18 protein-coding genes are annotated in these 19,626 nt (G+C 73.9%); 8 read left to right on the forward strand and 10 right to left on the reverse strand.

What is annotated here, in order from left to right:
* The first annotated feature begins 141 nt into the window (after positions 1 to 141).
* Positions 142 to 1,977, forward strand: a complete 1,836-nt coding sequence (locus ACFE7W_RS13410) for an amino acid permease (protein ID WP_375425303.1) — start codon at positions 142 to 144, stop codon at positions 1,975 to 1,977.
* A 42-nt stretch (positions 1,978 to 2,019) separates the two neighbouring features.
* The gene (locus tag ACFE7W_RS13415; RefSeq protein WP_375425304.1) at positions 2,020 to 2,892 is read left to right on the forward strand and encodes a universal stress protein; all 873 of its coding nucleotides are present in this window, start codon (positions 2,020 to 2,022) and stop codon (positions 2,890 to 2,892) included.
* Positions 2,893 to 2,898: 6 nt separating this feature from the next.
* On the opposite strand, the gene ACFE7W_RS13420 is transcribed toward ACFE7W_RS13415, so the two are convergent.
* Positions 2,899 to 3,123 (reverse strand): hypothetical protein, encoded by a 225-nt coding sequence (locus tag ACFE7W_RS13420; RefSeq protein ID WP_375425305.1) that lies wholly within the window; start codon positions 3,121 to 3,123, stop codon positions 2,899 to 2,901.
* 202 nt (positions 3,124 to 3,325) lie between these two features.
* Here ACFE7W_RS13420 and ACFE7W_RS13425 point away from each other — a divergent pair, with 202 nt between their 5' ends.
* Positions 3,326 to 4,234 carry a peptidoglycan-binding protein gene (locus ACFE7W_RS13425; RefSeq protein ID WP_375425306.1) on the forward strand — a complete coding sequence of 303 codons (909 nt, stop codon included), beginning with the start codon at positions 3,326 to 3,328 and terminating at the stop codon, positions 4,232 to 4,234.
* A gap of 11 nt (positions 4,235 to 4,245) precedes the next feature.
* Here ACFE7W_RS13425 and ACFE7W_RS13430 read toward each other — a convergent pair whose 3' ends face one another.
* From ACFE7W_RS13430 to ACFE7W_RS13465, 8 genes are read right to left on the reverse strand one after another with little or no spacing between them, the layout of a single operon-like run.
* Positions 4,246 to 4,836 (reverse strand): hypothetical protein, encoded by a 591-nt coding sequence (locus tag ACFE7W_RS13430; protein WP_375425307.1) that lies wholly within the window; start codon positions 4,834 to 4,836, stop codon positions 4,246 to 4,248.
* Positions 4,833 to 5,180: a hypothetical protein gene (locus tag ACFE7W_RS13435; RefSeq protein WP_375425308.1), complete on the reverse strand. Its 348-nt coding sequence runs from the start codon at positions 5,178 to 5,180 to the stop codon at positions 4,833 to 4,835. Before ACFE7W_RS13435 ends, ACFE7W_RS13430 begins: the two co-directional genes overlap by 4 nt.
* Positions 5,170 to 9,177: a type VII secretion protein EccCa gene (gene eccCa, locus ACFE7W_RS13440; RefSeq protein ID WP_375425309.1), complete on the reverse strand. Its 4,008-nt coding sequence runs from the start codon at positions 9,175 to 9,177 to the stop codon at positions 5,170 to 5,172. The genes ACFE7W_RS13435 and eccCa overlap by 11 nt, the downstream gene beginning before the upstream one ends.
* A complete protein-coding gene (locus tag ACFE7W_RS13445) occupies positions 9,174 to 10,064 on the reverse strand; it encodes a hypothetical protein (RefSeq protein ID WP_375425310.1) in 891 nt (296 codons plus the stop codon). Before ACFE7W_RS13445 ends, eccCa begins: the two co-directional genes overlap by 4 nt.
* Positions 10,061 to 11,368 (reverse strand): EsaB/YukD family protein, encoded by a 1,308-nt coding sequence (locus ACFE7W_RS13450; RefSeq protein WP_375425311.1) that lies wholly within the window; start codon positions 11,366 to 11,368, stop codon positions 10,061 to 10,063. The genes ACFE7W_RS13445 and ACFE7W_RS13450 overlap by 4 nt, the downstream gene beginning before the upstream one ends.
* A gap of 11 nt (positions 11,369 to 11,379) precedes the next feature.
* On the reverse strand, positions 11,380 to 12,291 hold the full coding sequence (locus tag ACFE7W_RS13455; RefSeq protein ID WP_375425312.1) for a hypothetical protein: 912 nt from the start codon (positions 12,289 to 12,291) through the stop codon (positions 11,380 to 11,382).
* Positions 12,278 to 13,438, reverse strand: a complete 1,161-nt coding sequence (locus ACFE7W_RS13460) for a DUF6177 family protein (RefSeq protein WP_375425313.1) — start codon at positions 13,436 to 13,438, stop codon at positions 12,278 to 12,280. Before ACFE7W_RS13460 ends, ACFE7W_RS13455 begins: the two co-directional genes overlap by 14 nt.
* Positions 13,431 to 14,375 (reverse strand): RDD family protein, encoded by a 945-nt coding sequence (locus ACFE7W_RS13465; protein ID WP_375425314.1) that lies wholly within the window; start codon positions 14,373 to 14,375, stop codon positions 13,431 to 13,433. The genes ACFE7W_RS13460 and ACFE7W_RS13465 overlap by 8 nt, the downstream gene beginning before the upstream one ends.
* A 329-nt stretch (positions 14,376 to 14,704) precedes the next feature.
* On the opposite strand from ACFE7W_RS13465, the gene ACFE7W_RS13470 reads away from it, so the two are divergent.
* The 5 genes from ACFE7W_RS13470 to ACFE7W_RS13490 all read left to right on the forward strand — a co-directional run bounded on the left by ACFE7W_RS13470 (position 14,705) and on the right by ACFE7W_RS13490 (position 18,658).
* Complete coding sequence (locus tag ACFE7W_RS13470) at positions 14,705 to 15,040, forward strand: WXG100 family type VII secretion target (protein WP_375425315.1); 336 nt, start codon at positions 14,705 to 14,707, stop codon at positions 15,038 to 15,040.
* A 69-nt stretch (positions 15,041 to 15,109) separates the two neighbouring features.
* Positions 15,110 to 15,430: a hypothetical protein gene (locus ACFE7W_RS13475; RefSeq protein ID WP_375425316.1), complete on the forward strand. Its 321-nt coding sequence runs from the start codon at positions 15,110 to 15,112 to the stop codon at positions 15,428 to 15,430.
* A 16-nt stretch (positions 15,431 to 15,446) separates the two neighbouring features.
* Positions 15,447 to 15,779: a DUF6507 family protein gene (locus ACFE7W_RS13480; protein ID WP_375425317.1), complete on the forward strand. Its 333-nt coding sequence runs from the start codon at positions 15,447 to 15,449 to the stop codon at positions 15,777 to 15,779.
* A gap of 101 nt (positions 15,780 to 15,880) precedes the next feature.
* Positions 15,881 to 17,989, forward strand: a complete 2,109-nt coding sequence (locus ACFE7W_RS13485; protein ID WP_375425318.1) for a hypothetical protein — start codon at positions 15,881 to 15,883, stop codon at positions 17,987 to 17,989.
* A gap of 9 nt (positions 17,990 to 17,998) precedes the next feature.
* A complete protein-coding gene (locus tag ACFE7W_RS13490) occupies positions 17,999 to 18,658 on the forward strand; it encodes a hypothetical protein (protein WP_375425319.1) in 660 nt (219 codons plus the stop codon).
* A 37-nt stretch (positions 18,659 to 18,695) separates the two neighbouring features.
* Here ACFE7W_RS13490 and ACFE7W_RS13495 read toward each other — a convergent pair whose 3' ends face one another.
* The gene (locus tag ACFE7W_RS13495) at positions 18,696 to 19,568 is read right to left on the reverse strand and encodes a hypothetical protein (protein ID WP_375425320.1); all 873 of its coding nucleotides are present in this window, start codon (positions 19,566 to 19,568) and stop codon (positions 18,696 to 18,698) included.
* Positions 19,569 to 19,626: the final 58 nt, after the last annotated feature.

A 19,626-nucleotide genomic window follows, 5' to 3' on the forward strand; every position in this document is an offset into this window, starting at 1 on the left:
CGGAACATCGCCGGCGGCGCGGGGCCTGGACTCCTCACGTCCCGGCGGGTTGGATGAGGCCCAGCACCACCGGTGGTCGTCACCTCCCACGGCCACCGACACCGTCAGGCCTTGCGCCTGACCGGACCTCAGGGGTCGCACGTGAACGCACCGGTCGAGCTCAAGAAGGGCCTCAAGCAGCGGCACCTCACCATGATCGCGATGGGTGGCGTGATCGGCGCGGGCCTGTTCGTCGGGTCGGGCAAGGTCATCGCCAAGGCAGGTCCGGGCGCGTTCCTCACCTACGCCGTCACCGGCGTGCTGATCATCCTGGTGATGCGGATGCTGGGGGAGATGGCCACGGCCAACCCCTCGACCGGCTCGTTCGCCGACTACGCGCGGCAGGCGCTGGGCGGCTGGGCGGGCTTCTCGGTCGGCTGGCTCTACTGGTACTTCTGGGTGATCGTGATCGGCTTCGAGGCCGTCGCCGGGGCCGGGGTGCTGCAGTACTGGCTGCCGAACGTCCCCCTGTGGCTGATGTCGCTGATCCTGATGACGCTGATGACGGCGACGAACCTGTTCTCGGTCTCCTCCTTCGGTGAGTTCGAGTTCTGGTTCGCCGGCATCAAGGTCGCGGCGATCGTGATCTTCCTGGTGCTCGGCGTGCTCTACGTGATCGGCGCCTGGCCGAACAAGTCGTTCGACTTCAGCAACCTGACGGCTCAGGGCGGCTTCTTCCCCTTGGGCGGCGGGGCCATCGTGGCCGGCATCGTGGTCGTGATCTTCTCCATGGTCGGCGCCGAGGTGGCCACCATCGCCGCCGCCGAGTCCCCGGACCCGGGCAAGTCCATCGCCAAGGCCACCAACTCGGTGATCCTGCGGATCGCGATCTTCTTCGTCGGCTCGATCTTCCTGCTGGCGGTCATCCTGCCGTGGAACTCCGCCGGCCTGACCGCGTCCCCCTACGTCTCGGCGTTCAAGGAGATGGGCATCCCCTACGCCGACCACATCATGAACGCGGTCGTCCTGACGGCGGTGCTGTCCTGCCTCAACTCCGGTCTCTACACCTCCTCGCGGATGCTCTTCGTGCTCGCCGCCCGGCGCGAGGCCCCGGTCGGGCTGATGACGGTGAACCGGCGGGGCGTGCCGATGGCCGCCATCCTCGGCTCCAGCGTGGTCGGCTTCCTCTGCGTCATCGCCGCCGCGGTCTCCCCGGACACGGTCTTCCTGTTCCTGCTGAACTCCTCCGGCGCGATCATCCTGTTCGTCTACCTCCTGATCGCGATCTCCCAGATCGTGCTCCGGAGGCGCACCAGCCCCGAGAAGCTGACGGTCAAGATGTGGGCCTTCCCGGTCTTGTCCATCCTGGTCGTCGTCGCGATCGTCCTGGTCCTGCTGCAGATGGGGCTGCAGGCCGACGTCCGGATCCAGCTGTTCCTGAGCCTCGGCGCCTGGGCACTGGTCCTGGTCCTCTACTTCGCCACCCGGGGCCTGCGCAACCGGGCCCCGCGCGAGTCCGTTGACCAGGGGGCCGCGCCCGGGACGGCCGCGGCGGCACCCGAGCGGGTGCTGGTGCTGGCCAACGAGACCGTCGAGGGCTCGGAGCTGATGGACGAGCTCACCACCATCGACCGGGAGCGCAGCGCGCAGTACTTCGTCTGCGTACCGGCCAACCCCATCGACACCGGCCAGGCGATGCACCAGGGTGCCGCCTTCGTCTGGCAGGCCACCACCGAGGCCGCGCAGGCGCGACTGGACCGCACGCTCGTCCAGCTGCGGACCGAGCACCTCGACGCCGACGGCGCGCTGGGTGACTACCGGCCGCTCCGGGCCCTCGCCGCGGCGGTCGAGCAGTTCCACCCGGACCGGCTGGTCATCTGCACCCTGCCCGAGGACCGCTCCGCCTGGCTGCGCTACGACGTGGTCGACCGGGCCCGGGAGGCCTACGACATCCCGGTGACCCACGTCGTCGTCGCGTCCGCCCCCGCCCGTGCCTGAGCGTCGAGGCCCGGGCCGGGACGCGCGCCCGGGACGGCAGCCGTGACGATCCTCGTCGGCCTCGCCGCCGGCGAGCGGGGGGCACCCGCCCTCGACCTGGGCGCGATGCTGGCGCGGTCGGCGCAGGAGCGGCTGGTGGTCGTTTCGGTGGTGCCGCGGCCGTGGCCGCCGAGCGCGTACGGCGGCGACGCCGAGTTCCTGGCCCTCGCCGAACAGATGGCCGAGGCGGTGCTGGCCTCGGCCCGGGCCCGGCTGCCGGAGGACCTGGAGGTGGACTACCTCGTCCGCCACGACCCGTCCGTGCCGGCCGGGCTGCTCGCGGTGGCCCGTGACCACGAGGCCCGTCAGGTCGTGCTCGGGTCGTCCTCGGCCGGCGGCTACGGACGCGTCAGCCTGGGCGGGGTGGCCGACCGGCTGCTGCACAGCACGGAGGTGCCCGTCACCCTCGCGCCGCGGGGGTTCGTCGCCCGCGCCGAGACGGTGGTCCGTCGCGTCACCGTGGCGTTCGGTCGCGGTGACGGGGACAGCGACCTGCTGGGCCGGGCGGCCGCGGTCGCCGACCGGATCGGGGCCGGGATCCGCGTCGCCTGCTTCGCCGTCCGCCCCGAGACGGTGTTCCCCGGCGTCGTCTCGTCGGCGGCGGACGAGCTGGTCGCCCGCGAGTGGGTCGCCGGCCTCGAGGGCGACATCGGCAGTGCACTGGGCCGCCCCGTCCCCACCGTCCTCGGCCAGGGCGACTCGTGGGCGGCCGCGCTGAGCGACATCGACTGGGCCGAGGGCGACCTGCTGGCCATCGGCGCCTCGAGCTCGGCGGTCAGCCGGTTCTTCCTCGGCTCGCACGCCGCCAAGATCGTCCGCAGCTCACCGGTTCCGGTCGTCCTGGTCCCGCGGGCCCTGACCGCCTCGGACGGCTGAGGGGGCTCACCCTCGCCGGCGGGGCCAGAACAGGGCCACCGCGACCGCCAGCGCGGCCAGCGACGGCAGGTCGGCGGTCGAGAGTCCGTGGGCGGGGGTGAAGACGACCAGGATCGGGCCCTCCACCGGGCCGTTGACCAGGAGCCAGACCACCGCGACGACGGCCAGGAGGACCGCGACGGTCTGACGGGCCGTCAGCCTGCTGCCGAAGCGGGGGTCGCGAGGCGACACCGACCACCTCTCGGTCGAGCTGCGCTGACCCGGACGGTGAGCGGCTCGGACCAGCGTAGCCAGTAGCCGCTCCGGCACACCCGGTGACCGGATCGTGAAGATGATCACCAGCGGCGTCTGCGGATCGGCTCGTCGCCGCTTAGGGTTCGGTCTGTGCCGCTCGGCACGAACTCGGGGCCTGACCAGGAACTGGACGTCGCCCGTGACCCGCAGGTTCGCCTCTCTCACTCTCACCCTCACCCTCACCCTCACCCTCACCGTCGCCGCGGCCCTCGCCCTCGCGGTACTGGCGGCGGCGTGGCCCACCCAGCAGGCCGCGGCCGCCGCCAGGACGCTGCCCGTCGTCGACATGGCGGCTGTGGACGCCGCCGCGCAGGCCGAGGGCTACCGCGGCAATCAGCCGGTGCTGGGGGACGACGCGTCCACCAAGCTCGTCCAGCAAGCCCTGACCAAGCGCGGTTTCCGGGTGGACGTCGACGGCGAGTACGGACGGGCCACCACCAAGGCCTACATCAAGTTCCAGCGCTCGCTGGGGTATCGGACCATCGACGCCAACGGCCTCCCCGGGCCCGAGTCACTCGCCATCCTCGGCGCCGGTCGCTTCACCGTGGCCCACGTCGTGCAGGTCGGCAGCCGCAAGGACTCCTACTACGGGGTCCGGGTCAACACCCGGACCAAGTCGATGCTGGTCGCCGGCGACGCGCTGGTGCCCTGGAAGCTCCGGCTGGCCCAGGGCTCCTACTGCGGCCTGGTCAAGGCGCGTTGCGCCGCCAGCTCGGCCGGCACCCACGACGGCGGCGGGGTCGTGGACGTCAGCGTGAAGGGGATGTCGACGAGTCGGCGGTGGCGGACCGTGCAGGCGCTGCGCAAGGTCGGGTTCGCGGCCTGGCTGCGGACCCCGAGCCAGTGCGGGGGCTGCTGGGGCGCCCACATCCACGCCGTCGCCATCGGCGACACCGACGTCTGGCAGCGCGACGGCAGGTACACCAACCGCGACCAGGTCGGTGACTACCTCGTCGGCCGCAACGGCCTGAGCGGCCACAAGAGCGACAACACACCGGCCCGGTACCGCGTGCCGGTGACCACCTGGGAGCAGTACTCCGGGCTCTGAGGCGGAGGCCCTCAGCGCAACGGCGGGAGCGGCACCCGTTCGGGGAGCGCCGCGTCGAGGAGCGCGGCCGTCGAGCGGAGCGTGGCCGGTGAGAGCCGGGAGAGCCGGATCCGGCCGCCGGCGGCCAGCGCCGGGTCCTCCCGCAGCACCAGCACGTCGGCGGGCTGCGGGCCGCCGGTCAGGGCTCGCAGCTCGCGGCGGAGCCGGTGCCGGCCGAACACCTCGACCAGCACCAGCACGGTTCGCGACAGCGCCTCGGGGGTGAGGTCGCCGACGGCCGTCCGGGCTGCGACGGCCAGCTCGACGCCCACCGGCGTGGCCGCGCTCACCACCACCAGCACCGCCGCCGGGTCGGCGAGAGCGGGGACCCCGGCCGCGAGGGCGAGCGGACCGAGGTCGTGCAGGCTCACGAGCTCGTCGACCAGCCGCACCTCGTCGCCGTCGGGCAGCCGGGCTCCCAGGCTGCCGCCGGTGTGGTCCAGCAGCCGGGGCGCTCCGCCACTGCGGTCGCGCAGTCGGGCGAAGAGCAGGGCCGTGAGCGTCGTCGTGCCGACACCGCCGCCCGTCCCGGCCACCAGCACCCGCTGCGCCGGCCCGGTCATCGGCCGTCCGCGACGACCAGCCGGGCCCCCAGCAACACGCCGAGAGCCTGGGCGATGGCCGTCCCGGGCCCGCCGGCCGGTCCCCACGGCGCCGTCATCTCGGTCCACCAGAGCGGGCCGCCGGACGGCAGGCCGCCGATCAGCCGCTCCAGGTCGCTCACGTCCTCGGCCTGGCGGGACAGCTCGATGGTCAGGACGGGGACGTCGTGGACGTCGACGAGCTGGGTGGCCCAGCCGCCGAACAGCAGCCGGGGGACCAGCGCGCCGTCCACTCCCACCGCCGCCTCGACCAGCAACGCGGTGGTGACCGGGCCGGTCGAGACCAGCGTCAGCTCACGCGGCATCGGAGTCCCTCCCGGCCGCGGTGTTGGCGACCTGCACGACGCGCGGGCGCTCGCCGCGCCGCACCAGCCGTCCCCGACCGGGCACCATCTGCTCGGCGTAGACCCCCGGGACGATCTGTCCCTCACCGCGTTCGCCCGACATCAGCAGCAGGGTGCCGCCGGTGTCCCGCAGGGTCTGCAGGGTGAGGTCGTACATCGCCCGGTTGGCCCCGGCGACCGGACGGGTCAGCAACACGTGCAGGTCGAGGTCGCGGGCCGAGGGCAGGTACGGCAGCAACGGCTTGAGCGGCTCGGTCCCGCCCGAGGCCAGGATGTCGAAGTCGTCGACCACCACGACGATCCGTGGCCGGCCCTCGCCACCTGAGGAGCCCGCGCCGTCCGCGGCAGCCGCGGCCGATCCCGGGTCGAGCCGGCGTTCCAGCTCGGTGGCGATGGCCGAGGCCAGGCCGCGCGCCATGGTGGCGGTGGAGGCGTGACCGCCCAGGTAGTCGTCGGGCACCTCGGCGGCCACCTCGCCCCGGAGGTCCATCACCGCGATCACCAGCTCGTCGGCGGTGTAGCGCTCCAGCAGGCCGCGGACGGCGGTCCGCAGCACGGTGGTCTTGCCCGACCGGGTGTCCCCGAAGACCAGCAGGTGCTGGTCGGCGCGGCCGAGCTCCAGCAGCGCCGGCTCCATCGTGTCCTGACGGAGGCCGAGCGGCACGGCGTCGGGCTCGTCGAGGGCGTCCGGCAGGTCGCCGGGGTCGAGATCGGTCGGCAGCAGCCGGATCGGGGCCGCCGCCGGACCCTGCCAGCCGGCGGCGTAGCGCTCGGCCAGCTGTTCGAGTGAGCTGCCCAGGTCCTCCTCGGCGGTGTCGTCGAGGACGGGCAACGCCAGCTGCGCGAACCGGCCGCCCTCGGTGATCGCCCGTCCCGGCTGGTCGGCCCGCAGGGTGGCGTTCAGCTTGCGCGAGATGGTGGAGTCGGACGGGTCGTTGAGCCGCAGCTCGAAGCGGGTGCCGATCAGGGGCTGCTGGGCCATCCGGATGTCGTTCCAGCGGGTCAGGGCCAGGACGAGGTGGATGCCGAAGCTGCCGCCGCGCTGCAGCAGGTCGAAGATCGCCGGCTCGAGCTGCTCGAAGTCGGTACGGAGCTGGGACACCCCGTCGACCAGCACCACCACCTCCGCCGATACCAGCTCGGGGATGCGGCCGGCCGCGTGCTGGGCGCGCATCTCGGCCACGGAGTCGATCGAGCGGTCGCGGAAGACCGCCTCCCGGACGGCGAGCATGCCGGTCAGCTCCTCCAGCAGCCGCAACAGCCGGTCCGGGTGGGCCCGGGTCACCACGCCGCCCACGTGAGGGAAGCGCTCGATCCGCCGCAGCCCACCGCCGGTCAGGTCCATCCCGTAGACGTTGACCTCCCGCGGGGAGTGGGTGAGGGCCAGGGAGGTGGCCAGCGTGCGCAGGACGTTGGTCCGGCCGGTACCTGGCGCACCGATCACCGCGACGTGGCCGCCGGCCCGGCTGAGGTCGAGCACCCACGGCTCCTGACGCTGCTTGGCCGGGTCGTCCAGCAGCCCCACCGGCACCCGCAGTCCGCGTCCGCCCCTACCGGAGCGGTCCGGGTCGAGCTCGTCGGGGATCACCCGGGCCAGGGCGAGCCGGTCGGGCAGCGGCGGTAGCCAGACCGGGGAGACCTCGCGTCCGGCCGACCCGGTCCGCAGCCGTTCGACGCACTCCACGACCAGCGGGCGGCCCACCGACGGCACCGTCAGCTCGGCCTCGCCCTTCTCGCCGTCCGCCTGCTGCAGGGTGTTGTAGGTCGGCAGCAGCCGTGGTCCGACGTGCTCGACCTCCTCGACACCGGAGCCCCGGGTGGGGCCTTCGGCCGGTCCGGAGACGTAGCCGGAGCGGAACCGGCGGTAGATGGAGGTGTCGACCTTGAGGTAGCCGTAGCCGGGGACCGCCGGCAGGTGGAACGCGTCCTTGGTGTCGAGGACCACCGAGCTCTCCGACTCCGAGAAGGTGCGCAGCCCGATCCGGTAGGAGAGGTAGGTGTCGAGCCCCCGCAGCCGTCCCGCCTCGATCCGCTGGCTGGACAGCAGCAGGTGGACCCCGATGGAGCGGCCGATCCGGCCGATCGAGATGAGCAGCTCCACGAACTCCGGGTCGGCGGTCAACAGCTCACCGAACTCGTCGATGACCACGAACAGGTGCGGCATGGGCGGCAGCTCCGGTCGGGTCCGCCGCAGCTCGCGGTAGTGGCTGATGGAGGGCGAGGACCCGGCGTCCCGCAGCATCTCCTGACGTCGGACGACCTCTCCGGCGATGCTGGTCCGGGCCCGTTCGGTGAGCTGGGCGTCGTCGGCGAGGTTGTCGATGATGCCGGCCACGTGCGGCAGCGGCGCGAAGGAGGCGAACGCGGCGCCGCCCTTGTAGTCGACGAGCACCATGCTCAGGTCCTCGGGCGGGTGGGCCAGCGCCAGCGCCAGCACCAGGGTCCGCAGCATCTCGCTCTTGCCCGAGCCGGTGGCCCCGATGCAGATGCCGTGCGGCCCCATCCCCAGCTGCGCCGACTCCTTGAGGTCCAGCAGCAGCGGCGCACCGTAGTCGTCCAGGCCGATCGGGACGCGGAGGAAGTCCCGCGAGGAACGCGGCCGCCAGATCTCCGGACCGACCTGGGCGACGTCGGTGATCCCCAGCAGCTCGGTGATCTCGATCCCGTTCCCGGCGTCGTCCTGCTCGGCCCGGCTCCGGCTCAGCTGCAGCGGGGTCAGCCGGCGGGCCACCGTGTCGACGAGGTCGACCGAGGGCCGGTCGATGGCCGCGGCCACCGGGGCGGGGAGCTCCTCGGTCGGTCCCGGACGGTGCAGGTCGGCGACTTCTGCCTGGCCGTCGGCGACGATGATCCGGGTGTGCACCTCCGACGGTTCGTGCAGCCGGTCGCTCAGCAGGTGGACGACGCTCACCTGCAGGTCAGCCAGGCTCAGGTCGGCATCGGGCACGGTCAGGGTCGACGCAGGGTGGCCGTAGTCGTCGCAGAGGATGATGAGCCGACGGTTCGGGGTGCCGTCGGTCCGGCCGAGGCTGCGCTTGGCCGCGGCGGCGAACTGGGCCCGGTCCGCCAGCTCCGCGCCGAGCAGCCGTTGCAGGTCCGCGACCGATGACGCCACCCGCCGAGCCGGCACGCCGCTGTCCAGCAGCTGCTCGTCGACCACGTGCGGCAGCAGGTCGAAGCCGCGCCACTGCGCGGCCGCCTCCGCCGGGAAGCAGGCGGCCAGCAGCACGTCGTCGGGGGAGTGCAGCGCGGCGAGCTGCAGCACCAGGGAGCGGGCCACGGCCAGCACGTCGTCGCGGTCCCCGATCACCGAGACCGCGCCCGGTCGGCCCAGCTCCACGGTCACCGGGACGCCCAGCACCACCGAGTAGTGCTGCGACACCGCCTCGGCCTCGGCGAGCATGATCGGGTCGTACGGGCTGACCGGGTTCTCCTCCGGCGGCACCGTCAGCGCGAACCACGGCCGGTCGCCCAGCCCGATCCGCACCCGGCCGAAGTCGGGGTCGGAGCGCCGGCGCTCCCACAGCCGGCCCTGGTCGCGGATCAGTTCGGGCAGGGCCACCGGCTCGGGGTCGAGGTTGACCGCCTCGGCCCGGACCGCACGGGCGCGCCCCCGCATGCTGGCCCGTAGCCGCTCGAGGTAGTCCAGGTAGAGCTCGCGCTGGCTGCGCCGGTTCCGGGCCGCGGTGCCGCGCTGGGACAGGGCGAAGCCGACGCCGCCGACGAGGGCGACCACCAGCAGCAGGGCGCCGACGACGAGGTACAGCGGGTTGTTGTTGCGCAGCACCACGATCATGGTCACCGAGGACAGGGCGCCGAGAACCGGCAGCAGGGTGTGCAGGGCGGCGCCCCCCACCTGGCCGTCGGTCATCGCCGGCGGCGCGGAGATCGTCTCCGCGGGGGCCGGCCGCAACGGCTCGGTGAGCCGCGCCGGCCGGTGGACGAGGTGACGCGTCACGCCCGCACCACCGCCGCCTGGCTGGCGACAGCTTCGGTGACCACGGCCACGGCCAGGGCGATGCCGGCCACCCGCGTGCCGCGGCGGTAGCGACGGCTGGTCGGGGTCGCGGTCCGCGCGTGCTCCGGCTCGAACGGCAGCAGCAGGACCGGCCGGCTCGACGTCCGTCGCAGCGCCGGCACGACCCGGTCGGGGCTGCGGGCCAGGTCGACGACGGCGTGCAGGGTCCGCGGCCCGCCGCGCCGTTCGAGCCTCTCCAGCCCGTCGAGCCCGTCGAGCCCGTCGAGCCCGTCGAGCACGGCCGCTGCCGCCGCCGTCGCCGACCGCTCGGAGCGGGAGACGGCCACCAGCAGGTGGCTGCCGGCGGCGATCTCAGCCAGGTCGTCCTCGGCGCTGCGGACCCCCCAGTCGGTGACCACCAGGTCGAAGAAGCGCGAGATGGGCGCGACGCCTCCGGCCCACGTCCCTACCGAGGCGGCGCGGCCGCCCGGGCCCGGGAGGTCGAGCACGTGCAGTCCGGACGCGGTTCTGGGCAGGCCGGCGCACGCGTCGGCGGCCGTCCGGGCGCTCAGCCGACGCGCTGCAGCAGCCTCGACGGCGGTCGGGTCTGCTTCCTCGGCGGCCGTGCGGCGGGCCAACCCGAGGGTGCCGCCGGCGGCGTCGACGCCCAGCACCATCCCGGTGCGCCGCCGGGCCAGCAGGCTGGCCAGCGTGGCCGTGGTGGTGGTCGTCCCGCTGCCCCCGGCGAGGGCGACGATCCCGACCCGACGGCTCAGCGGCAGCGCGGCACGCACGGCCGCGTCGGCCCCGCTGAGACCGGCCACCGCGGCTCCCGTGCTCAGCAGGCTCGGCAGCGGTGACCGGGCCTGCCCGAGCGCGACGCTCACCGGAAGGCCTCGACCAGGTCGTGGTAGACCCCGAAGACGCCGAGCAGCAGCGGCAGCAGGGACACGACGGCGACCCCCTCTGCGACGTCGCCCCAGCGACGCAGCCGGGCTCGCTGGTGGGCCGCGGGACGGACCCCGACCGCCACCACGACCACGACGGCGAGGACGGCCAGCGCTCCGGCGACCTGGCTGGGGCCGAGCCCGCGCCGGGACAGCAGCCCGACTGCGGTAGCGGACGCGGCGGCGAGGGCCAGCGGGACCTGCTGCAGCACGAGCGGGAAGACGCGGGTGCGCAGGGCGGTCAGCACCGTGACCGCGAGACCCAGGGCCAGCGTCCACCGGTCCCGGCCGGCCAGCAGCAGGGCGGAGGTGACCCCGAGCACGCCGGCGACGGCGACGGCGGACCAGCTGAGCGAGTGGTAGGCGTCCCCGACGGTGCGCAGCGCGGAGCTCCGCCGGCTGGGCCGCCCGGCCAGCACCTGGTCGTCCAGCCCGGACAGACCCGAGGAGGACAGCGCGTACCAGGGCAGCAGCCCGCAGACCACCGACGCCGCGACCGCGGTCAGCGCCACCGCTGGTTCCCGCTCCGTCCCGAGCGCGACCAGGACCAGCGGCAGCGCGCCCAGCACGGCACCGAGCGCGGCCCCGGCCGCCGCCGCACGCCGGCGGAGGCCGGCCCCGACGCCGAAGCCGAGGACGCCCCAGACGAGCACCCACGCGACCGCCGAGCGGGCGGGCCAGTCGGCCGGGCCTGTCGCGCCGCCGAGCAGCGCCCAGCCGACGGGCAGCGCGGCTCCCGCCGCCGCCGCGGTCAGCGCCAGGCACGGCCAGCGGTGGCCGAGCCGACCGAGCAGGACGGCTCCGGCGACCGCGACCACCAGCAGCACCAGGTCGGCCGTGGCGGACGGCGGATCGACCAGCAGCGCCACGCAGGCGGCGGCCCCCACGACGACCGACCCCAGCGCCTCCCGGGCGGTGCCCGTCCAGCGTCCCCGACGGTCGGCGTAGGAGTCGCCCACGACGTCGGTGACGTCGGCGACCTCCGGCGGGGGAGGGGCGTCGTCGGCCCGGACCAGCCGCAGCTGCTCGCCGTCGGCGAGGCCCTGCTCGGCTGCCGACAGGGCGGCGTCGAGCTGCTCGCCGGTGGCCCGGACCAGGGTCAGGGGCCGCGCGACCGGCCCCAGGGGCTCCTCGAGCAGCTCCATCAGCCGGGGGATCAGGCCCCCGATCGACTCGTCGTCGGGAACCACGAGCTCGGCCTTGCGGGCGCTGCCCACCACCGTGAGGCGGGTGAAGGTGGTCATGTCACGGCCTCTCAGGGCGCCACTCGGGCCACGACGTCGGACACCGCGAGGGTGGTCCGGCGGTCGGCGCCGTCGGTCCGGACCGCCACCAGGCCGACGGAGCCGGGACGCTGGAGCCCCGCAGTGCTGTCGTCGGCGGTCACCGTCCAGCCACTCGGCTCGGCCCCGGCAGCCAGCCAGGCCTTGGCGCGGACGGTGGTGGGTCCGGCACCGGTCACCTGGACCCGCACCGACAGCGGCTGCGGGTCGGCCTCGGTGTCCTCGTCGGCCCCCAGCAGGATCACCGTGGAGGAGATGTCCTCCGCGGGCCCGCCGGAGACGGTCGGGTCGGCGTGCCGGCTCAGCGACAGGGCCACCCGGCCGTCGGCGGCCAGGACGACGTCGGCCCGGTAGTCCTGACCGGAGCTGACCCGCCGTCCGATCACCGCCGCCGAGACGCTGCCGTTCCGGGCGGCGTCTTGCCGCTGCAGGGTGACGGTCAGGTCGGAGCGGTCGAGCAGCTGCTCGGGCAGGTAGCCGCCGCGGAGCTGGCCCTCGGGCAGCTGCACCAGCGCCGCGCCGTCGGCCACCGCGTGGTCGGAGCCCGCGCCGACCAGGCGCCACCGGCCGCCCCGCTCGGCCGTGCCCCAGCCGTCGGTGACGTCGCGGTCGAAGGTGTCGGCGGCGACGACCGGACCCGTAGCCGGACCGAGTCCCGCCTGCTGACGCGCCGTGGCGGCCTGGCTGCCCCGGATCGAGGAGATGAAGGAGAAGCCGACGCACCCCGCGCAGAGGACAGCCGCCAGCACCAGCCCGCCGATCAGGCGTCGGACGTTGTCGTTGGCCAGCCGGCGCTCCGCGAGCTCGCCGAAGACGAAGGCCGACGTGAGCCGCGCGCGGTGGGTCTTGACGGTCTCCAGCAGGATCAGGTCACGGTTGGGCATCGCGCTCACCCCCCGGGCTCGTCGGCCGCCGCGTCGGCTCGGCGTCGGTGGCGGGGCCCGTGGACCACGTGGCGAACGGCTCGGCGGCCAGCCCCAGCGCCAGCCGCAGCTGCTCGGGGTCGAACGCGGCCAGGATGTCGTCGAGCCGGCGCCAGGCCCCGGGCTCCATGGTGCCGAGGTCGAAGAGCAGGGCCGGCAGCCGGGGTCGGCCGACGACCTGTGCGCCGAAGCGCTCCCGCAGCGCCCCGGCATCGAGACCGAAGCTGCGGACGGCCGGGGCCCCTACGAGCAGGGCCAGCGGGATCTGCGGCGGGGCCAGCAGCGGCGGCACCATCAGGTCGGTCCGGCCCGGGCGGGCCAGCAGCAGGGCGACGAGCGGCATCGAGGTCTGCGCCAGCCGGTCCAGGACACCGTTCAGTCCGGTCCGGAGCTCGGCGAGCTGTCCGGCGTCGGTGGGTCGCAGGGCGAGGTGGGCGGTGGTCATCTCCTCCACGCCGTGGCGCGTCCGCTGAGCGGTGACTACCGCGGCGAGTCCCGGTCCGCCGGCGAGGACGGCGGTCTCCCCGGGCATCTGTGCCCGCACGTCACGGGTCAGCGCCTGCCGGTCCCAGGGCGACATCAGGGGCTCGTGACGTCCCCACAGGAGGGGCGGAGCGCCGAGGCCGGCCTCCGCGAGCTCGGCCACCGGACCGCCGAGCAGCGTCGAGTCGCGCGCGGGATGGCGGCTGGAGACGAAGGCCGTCAGCTGCAGCGCCCCCAGCGTGGCCGGCCGCAGGTGGTTGACCGACACCTCGTCCACCTCGACCGGCGGGGGCAGTCGCCAGGAGTCCTCGACCCCGGCGAGCCGGCGGCCGGTGAAGCCGCTGCGCAGGCCCCCGCGGGCCTCGCGGACCACCCAGGTGGCGCCGGCCTTGCGCCAGACCGCGGCGAACGCCGGGGTGAGCACCGAGTGCTCGTCGGTGGCGAGGACGACGCGGCGGCCGTCCCGGGCCGCCGTGGCGAGCAGGTTGACCCGGAGCGGGTTGAGGTGGATCACCGGCGCCCGGCTCTCGGTCAGCACCCAGGCGTCCGAGTCGGCCCCGCCGACCTGGTCGGCCAACGGGTGGCCGATCCCGACGACCGGCACGTCCCGGCTCTCCTCAGCCATGCGGCACCACCTTGATGCTGCGGCCGCCGCAGAGGATGAGCGAGCCGACCGCCACGTCGGTCCGGATGCCGGGCAGCAGCAGCTGCCGCGCCCCGCCGGGCCCGACCACGGCCGTCCCGGTCGCGGAGCCGAGGTCGGTGACGCCGAGCTGTTGGCCCGACCACTCCAGCAGCAGGTGGGTCTTGGCGAGCCGGCGTGACAGGTCGGGCCAGGCCAGCAGCGGCCGGCCGGCGTCGGTGGGGTCGGCAGGGCTCCGGCCCACCAGCAGCGCGTTGCTGACCTCGTGCCGCACCCCGCCCTCCAGCACGACGTCCACCGAGAGGACACCGTTCACCGAGGGGCGTGAACTGGTCGTCGGCGTGCTCGGGCCCGACGCCGTCCTGTCGGTCGGCATCGCCCGGGCGAGGGGAGCCGAACCGGTCACCGGGCGCCCGGGCGCGGCCACCGGTCCGACGGCTACCGGGTCACGTCCCCGCCGAAGGTCGGCGCAGAGCAGGTCCGCCCGGCCGCTGCGCACCAGCCGCCGGGCCAGCCGGACGGGGCGTACCGGGGTCCCGGTCAGCTCGTCGACCGTCCGCAGCCCCAGCAGCCGGCGGGCCGGCGTCCGCCCGACCAGGGTCAGCAGCGCGACCTCGCCGAGCGCCACGGCCACCGCGGTCAGCAGCGGCACAGGCCACGGGACGATCGCCCGGTGGTCGAGCGTGGTCAGGAACCAGACGAGCAGGGCGAGCGGGGGCAGCAGGTCCAGGAGCCGGGCGGCCCGCCGCCGACCGGGGCCGGCCTCGACGACTCCGGTCAGGGCGAGCGTGGTCCTCAGGTCGATCGCCGCGTCCGCGGCGGGGAGCCAGCGAGCCGCACAGTCGGCGCAGGTGCCGCCGGACTCCTGCTCCCCGCCGCACCGTCCGCAGCTGTGCGCTCCGAGGAGGGCTGCGGGCACGGGGGACCTCCTCGCGGTGGGGAATGCTCAGCCGGTCGAGCAGGGCCGGGCTGCTCCCGACGGGAACGAAACTTACTGCATGGCCCAGCTCAGGCCCCCGAAACCGGACCTTTCGGCGGCCGGTAGCGATGAGATACGTGCAGCCACGGCTTCGGACCCCCTCACTCCGGGAACCCGCGTGATCCTGCTCACAGGCAGGCAGGAGGAAGGCAGGAGCTCAGAAGGAAATGTGGACGAAGACGTTGGCCTCGACCTCCGCGTTGGTTAGCGTGGACCGTCTTGACGGCCCAGCCAGGGGATCGTCGCTCTAGGGGAGGACGAGCAGGAACATGAAATTCGCGATGGGCGCCGAGACGCTGTCGACTCTGGCCAAGCAGACCTCGTCGTCGAACGACGACCTGGGTAGCCACGTCCGGCAGCTGGCGCGGGCCGGGGACCCGGTGCAGAACGACTTCCAGGGGGCGGGCAAGGCCGCGTTCCTGGAGTTCAAGGGTCGGGCCGACGAGATCGCCGTCGGTCTCAACCAGGCGCTGGCCTCGGTCCTGCAGGGCGTCGGAGGGATGGACAGTGCGTTCGTCACCGGTGAGCAGCAGCAGGCCGACGAGACCCGTGGCCTGATGTCGTCGGTCAACTTCGACGCCGCTCGTTTCAGCGGCGGGCACTGACCGACCCTCCGGCCCGCGCCTCGCGCGGGCCGCTGTTCGCACGTCCACACTTCGACGAAGGAGCCAGCCATGCCGCAGGGAGTTTCGGTCGGTCAGGGAGACCGCGCGTTCAACACCGTCAGCTCGGGGGAGTCCCAGGGCGAGTTCAACCGGGTGGCCAGCCTGCTGGAGGCTCTGCTGAACCAGCGGGACCAGCAGGTCAAGGCCGCCATGGCGCACTACGAGGCCACCGACGTCTCCGAGGAGTACCGGGCCAAGGAGATCCGCTGGAACACCAAGGCCCAGGAGGTCAGGGACACCATCAAGGTGCTGCGCCTGTCGCTGGAGCAGAACGACGAGACCGCCCTGACGGCCCTCCGCCACGCCGGTAACGCCGTCTCGAACATCTGAGGGTGGGAGCCGAGCCGTGACGAAGTACGACATCAACCCGGCCGGGGTGAAGAAGGTCCTCACCGCGACCGAGCACGACGCGGAGGAGTTCGCCACCCTGCTCAAGCCCTTGGGGGGCGCCGTGAAGGCCGCAGGGAGCGGATGCGGCGGCAGCGGCGCCATCATCCCGGCCCTGAACGGCTTCTTCGAGGTGCAGGACAAGCGGCTGGAGGCTCTCGGCCAACGGGTCAACGCCTGTCTGACCGGCGCTGCCGCCGCGACCACCGCGTACGTGCACGGTGACGAGGAGATGGTCGCCACCTACCAGACCAACGCGTCGCGAGCCCGGATCAGCAAGATCCCCAAGTAGGCAACGCCAACGCCCTGCCCATCGATCCCTGACCCGCGGACACCGTTCACCCGGGGACACCGCTCGACACGTCGTCCCGCGCCGGGGCGGAAGGACACGTCATGCCTGATGCGATCAGCACGACCACCATGCCCGGGGACTCGATGTCCCCGGACACGATCACGTCTGCCGCGGCGCACATGCGAAAGGTGGGTACCGGGGTCAGCACCCAGGGCGGGACGGTCCTGACGGCCTGGCAGAAGCTCTCCGCCTCCTACGACGCCCCCGAGGACGCGACCCTCTTCTCCGCCATGAACCCGGTCAAGACCGACGCCGAGGAGTTCGGCACCGACGTCGGCACGGTTGCGACGGCTCTGGAGACCTTCGCCGAGGAGGTGCGCACCATCAAGGCCGCTGTGGCGACCATCCGCTCGGACGCCAAGACGTTCCTGGCCGGCATCGCCCACGGGGTGGAGAAGACCACCCACTTCAAGGGCGAGACCATGACGACGACCGTCGACTGGAACGAGGACCAGGCCAGTGTCGACGCCAACAACGCCCTGATCCGGCGCACCAACGACCAGCAGGAGGCGCTGTGGGCGGCCGAGCGCACGTGCGCGAACGCCATCTACGACGTCTACGGCCACGCCCACATCAGCGCGGCGAGCGAGGCCAACGGGGGGCAGGGTTACGGCGTCGACCAGATCCCCGACAACGCCGCCATGCCCTGGGGCCAGACGGTGGAGCGCAAGGAGGACTGCAGCGAGAGCATCGTGCACGGCATCGGCGACGGGGTCAGCTCCCTCGTCGGCGGACTGGCCGGCTTCGCCGGCTTCAGCTACGAGCCGGGCAGCGACCTGTGGGACTGGAACTGGGACCACTCCTGGTCCACCATGGGCCAGACGTTCAAGGGGCTGGGCATGTTCGTGGTGGGCGCCGCGACGATGGGACCCCTGGGCACCGGGTTGGCCACGCAGATCCCCGGACCGGTGGGCTCGTTCATCCGCGACAGCCAGATGGCGACCGCGGCCGGCGTCGCCAGCTGGGTCGGCATCGACGCGTACGCCGACGACCCCTTCCACAAGTGGAAGGAGAACGGCTGGCGCACGCTGGGCGAGTCGGGCTTCAACATCGCCACCTTCTTCGTCGCCCCCACCAAGCTCGGCAGCCTCGGCAAGTTCGGACGGGTCGCCGAGACGGTGGTCAAGGTGACCGACCCGCTCTACCTCGCCACCAAGGCCGCCGAGGGACTGCGCGTCCTGTCCGGTCCCACCATGGAGGCGCTCGCCCGCCTGGCGAGGACCGCGGACCTGGACGGCGCGGTCCACGTCCGGCCCGTCGAGGTCGAGATCCCGGTGGTCGGTCGCGACCACGTCTCGACCGACGTCCCCGGCAGCGGCCACGACCCGGTCGACGTGCCGCCCGCCCGCGACCAGCCCGTAGACCGCACCCCAGCCGGTCCGAGCGAGGACGCCCCGCTCCGCCCGGGCCAGGACACGACTGTCCCCGACCGGACGCCGGTGAACGACGGGTCGACCACCTCTCCCGGCCACCCCGGCGGCGGCTCGGGCACCGGGACCGACGGCCCGACTGCGGCCCCGGGGCACACCGCCGAGGGCCCGACTGCCGGTAGTGGGACCGTCGGTGGCGGGACCGACGGTGGCGCCGGTACGGGCGGCCACCACCCGGCGGACACCACGCCGGTCAACGACCCGCAGCTGGCGAAGTCCGACCCGGTGGTCCGGGCCCAGGTGGACCAGATCCGGACCGACATCGGGCCGCAGCTGCAGCACGAGACCGACGTCGCCTGGCAGCACGCGGTCGACCGCGTCGCCCGCGAGGGGAGTGCCGCCACCCCGCAGCGTCTCGGGAGCTACGCCCACACCGAGCTCGCGGAATGGTTGAGGGCCAACGGGGACACCCTCGTCGGGCCGGACAGCGGGTACCGGATCCGGCCGGAGATCTCGTTCGACGCCACCGGTCAGCAGGTTCCGACCGGAACTCCCGGCTCCATCCGCCCGGACATCGTGATCGAGCGGACGACGGCCGCGGGCGGGCACGAGGTGGTGCGGGTGATCGACCTGAAGACCGGCAAGGCGGGGATCAGCACGGCGTGGGAGGCCAGGGTGCAGGGCTGGCTCGCACCGCTGGGTCCCTCGGAGACGCTGCGGCCGACCGTCCCTGCCGCGCCTGCCGCGCCTGCGGCCCCGGCCCCGGCTCCTGCTCGATAGGGCTGCGCCGTGGTGGATGAGACCGCGAAGCGGTGGACCGGAGTGGCCGCCCGGCTCGGTGAGCGGCTGCCCGGCGAGTGGGCGGTGGCTGGCCGTGGCGTCAAGGCGCTGCTCGTGCGCCAGCCTGCGGACTGGGTGCTGGTCTGGGTGGGCCTGTCCCGGGTGCGAGGTAGCGACCGTCCGCACCTGATGGGCGGGGCCACTCCCCTGGTGCAGGGTCCCTTCCACCCCGCACTGCGGGTCGGTCTGAGCAGCGACACCCGGCGTCATGGACCCAGGCAGTTCGATCTCACCGACCCTGAGCACGAGGATCAGATCGAGCAGTTCGTCGTCGGTGACGTCCTGCCGCTGGTCGAGCCGTGGAGCGTCGAGCGGTTTGCCGCCGACGCCGAGCAGCAGTTCGCCCTTCCCCTCGGCGAACGCCTCCCACCGCGCCGGTGGTTCGAGGTGCCGGGGTGGCGGGTGCTGCTCGAATCCGGGTCCCCGGTCGAGCCCGCCCGCGAGGCGGCCGAGTGGGCCAGGTCCGTCCAGGCCACCGCGATCGCGGACTGGCATGAGCCGCTCGTGGCGGCGTGGGAGACCGGGGGCCGAGCGGCTGCGCTCGGCTACCTGCGCGAGCAGCGCGCCGCCGCTCTGGCCGAGCTGAAGGTTCCCAACCCGGAACCGTGAGGGAGGTCGGTCCTGCCGGGTCAGGCCCGAGCGTGAGTCAGTCCGGCAGCGAGGCGACGACCGACTCCAGCTGCGGGGGCAGGCTGAGCGAGGGCCGCCCGTCCGCACTCGCGGTCGCGCCGACCGGGTACGCCTCGGCGCCGACGAACCAGTAGACCGCACGGGCGCACCGGTCGGTCGCGCTGTCGAACATCGAGCCGACCAGGTCCGCGAGCACGGGCAGGCCGTCGAGGACCGAGCGCGAGCTGACGGGCTGCAGGACGATCATCGAGTGCCGCGGCACGCCGACCAAGGTGCCGTACGGGCTGTCCGCCCCGGCCAGCTGACGCACCGAGGTGATCCCCGCCGATACGTAGGGGACGCCGTCGGCGCTGGCCATCCGGATCTCACCGCCGCCGGGCAGGGTGTGCGGACGGACGTCCAGCCGGACCAGCACCTCGCCGATCGTGGCGTCGAGGCCCGCCCGCACCGCCTCCTCGGCGCTGAGGCCGAGACCCTCGAGGTCGAGCGGCAGCAGCCGACGCGACGCGCCGGCGCGATCCTCCACGACCAGCAGGTCGAAGGCGGAGTTGAAGCCCGCTCTGACGCCGGCACCGGCGTCGTCGCCGCGAGGGACGGCCTGCACCCGCAGCCGGTGGGGGTCCACCTGACCCTCCGACGCCGCGTCAGCGAGCTGACGGTCGACCCCCGCGAGCCAGGTCTCCACCACCTGGGGCCAGCGTCGCTCCCGCTCCGTGGCGCAGGCCGTCAGCAGGGTCGCCGTCGACACCCGGGCCCGGGCCCCCGCCAACGGCACCAGCACCTCGTCCCGCTCCTGATCCAGGCTCGACCCCGGGCTCAGCACGGGAAGCAGGTCGCTCAGCAGGGCGTAGACGGAGGTGCGCTGACCGGCGGGAGTTCTGTCCTTCACGGGAGGAATGTCTACCAGTCCGGGCCGACAACCGGCGAACGAGCGGGCCCGCCGGGGC

Source organism: uncultured Friedmanniella sp., from assembly GCF_964244285.1.
GTDB lineage: Bacteria > Actinomycetota > Actinomycetes > Propionibacteriales > Propionibacteriaceae > Microlunatus.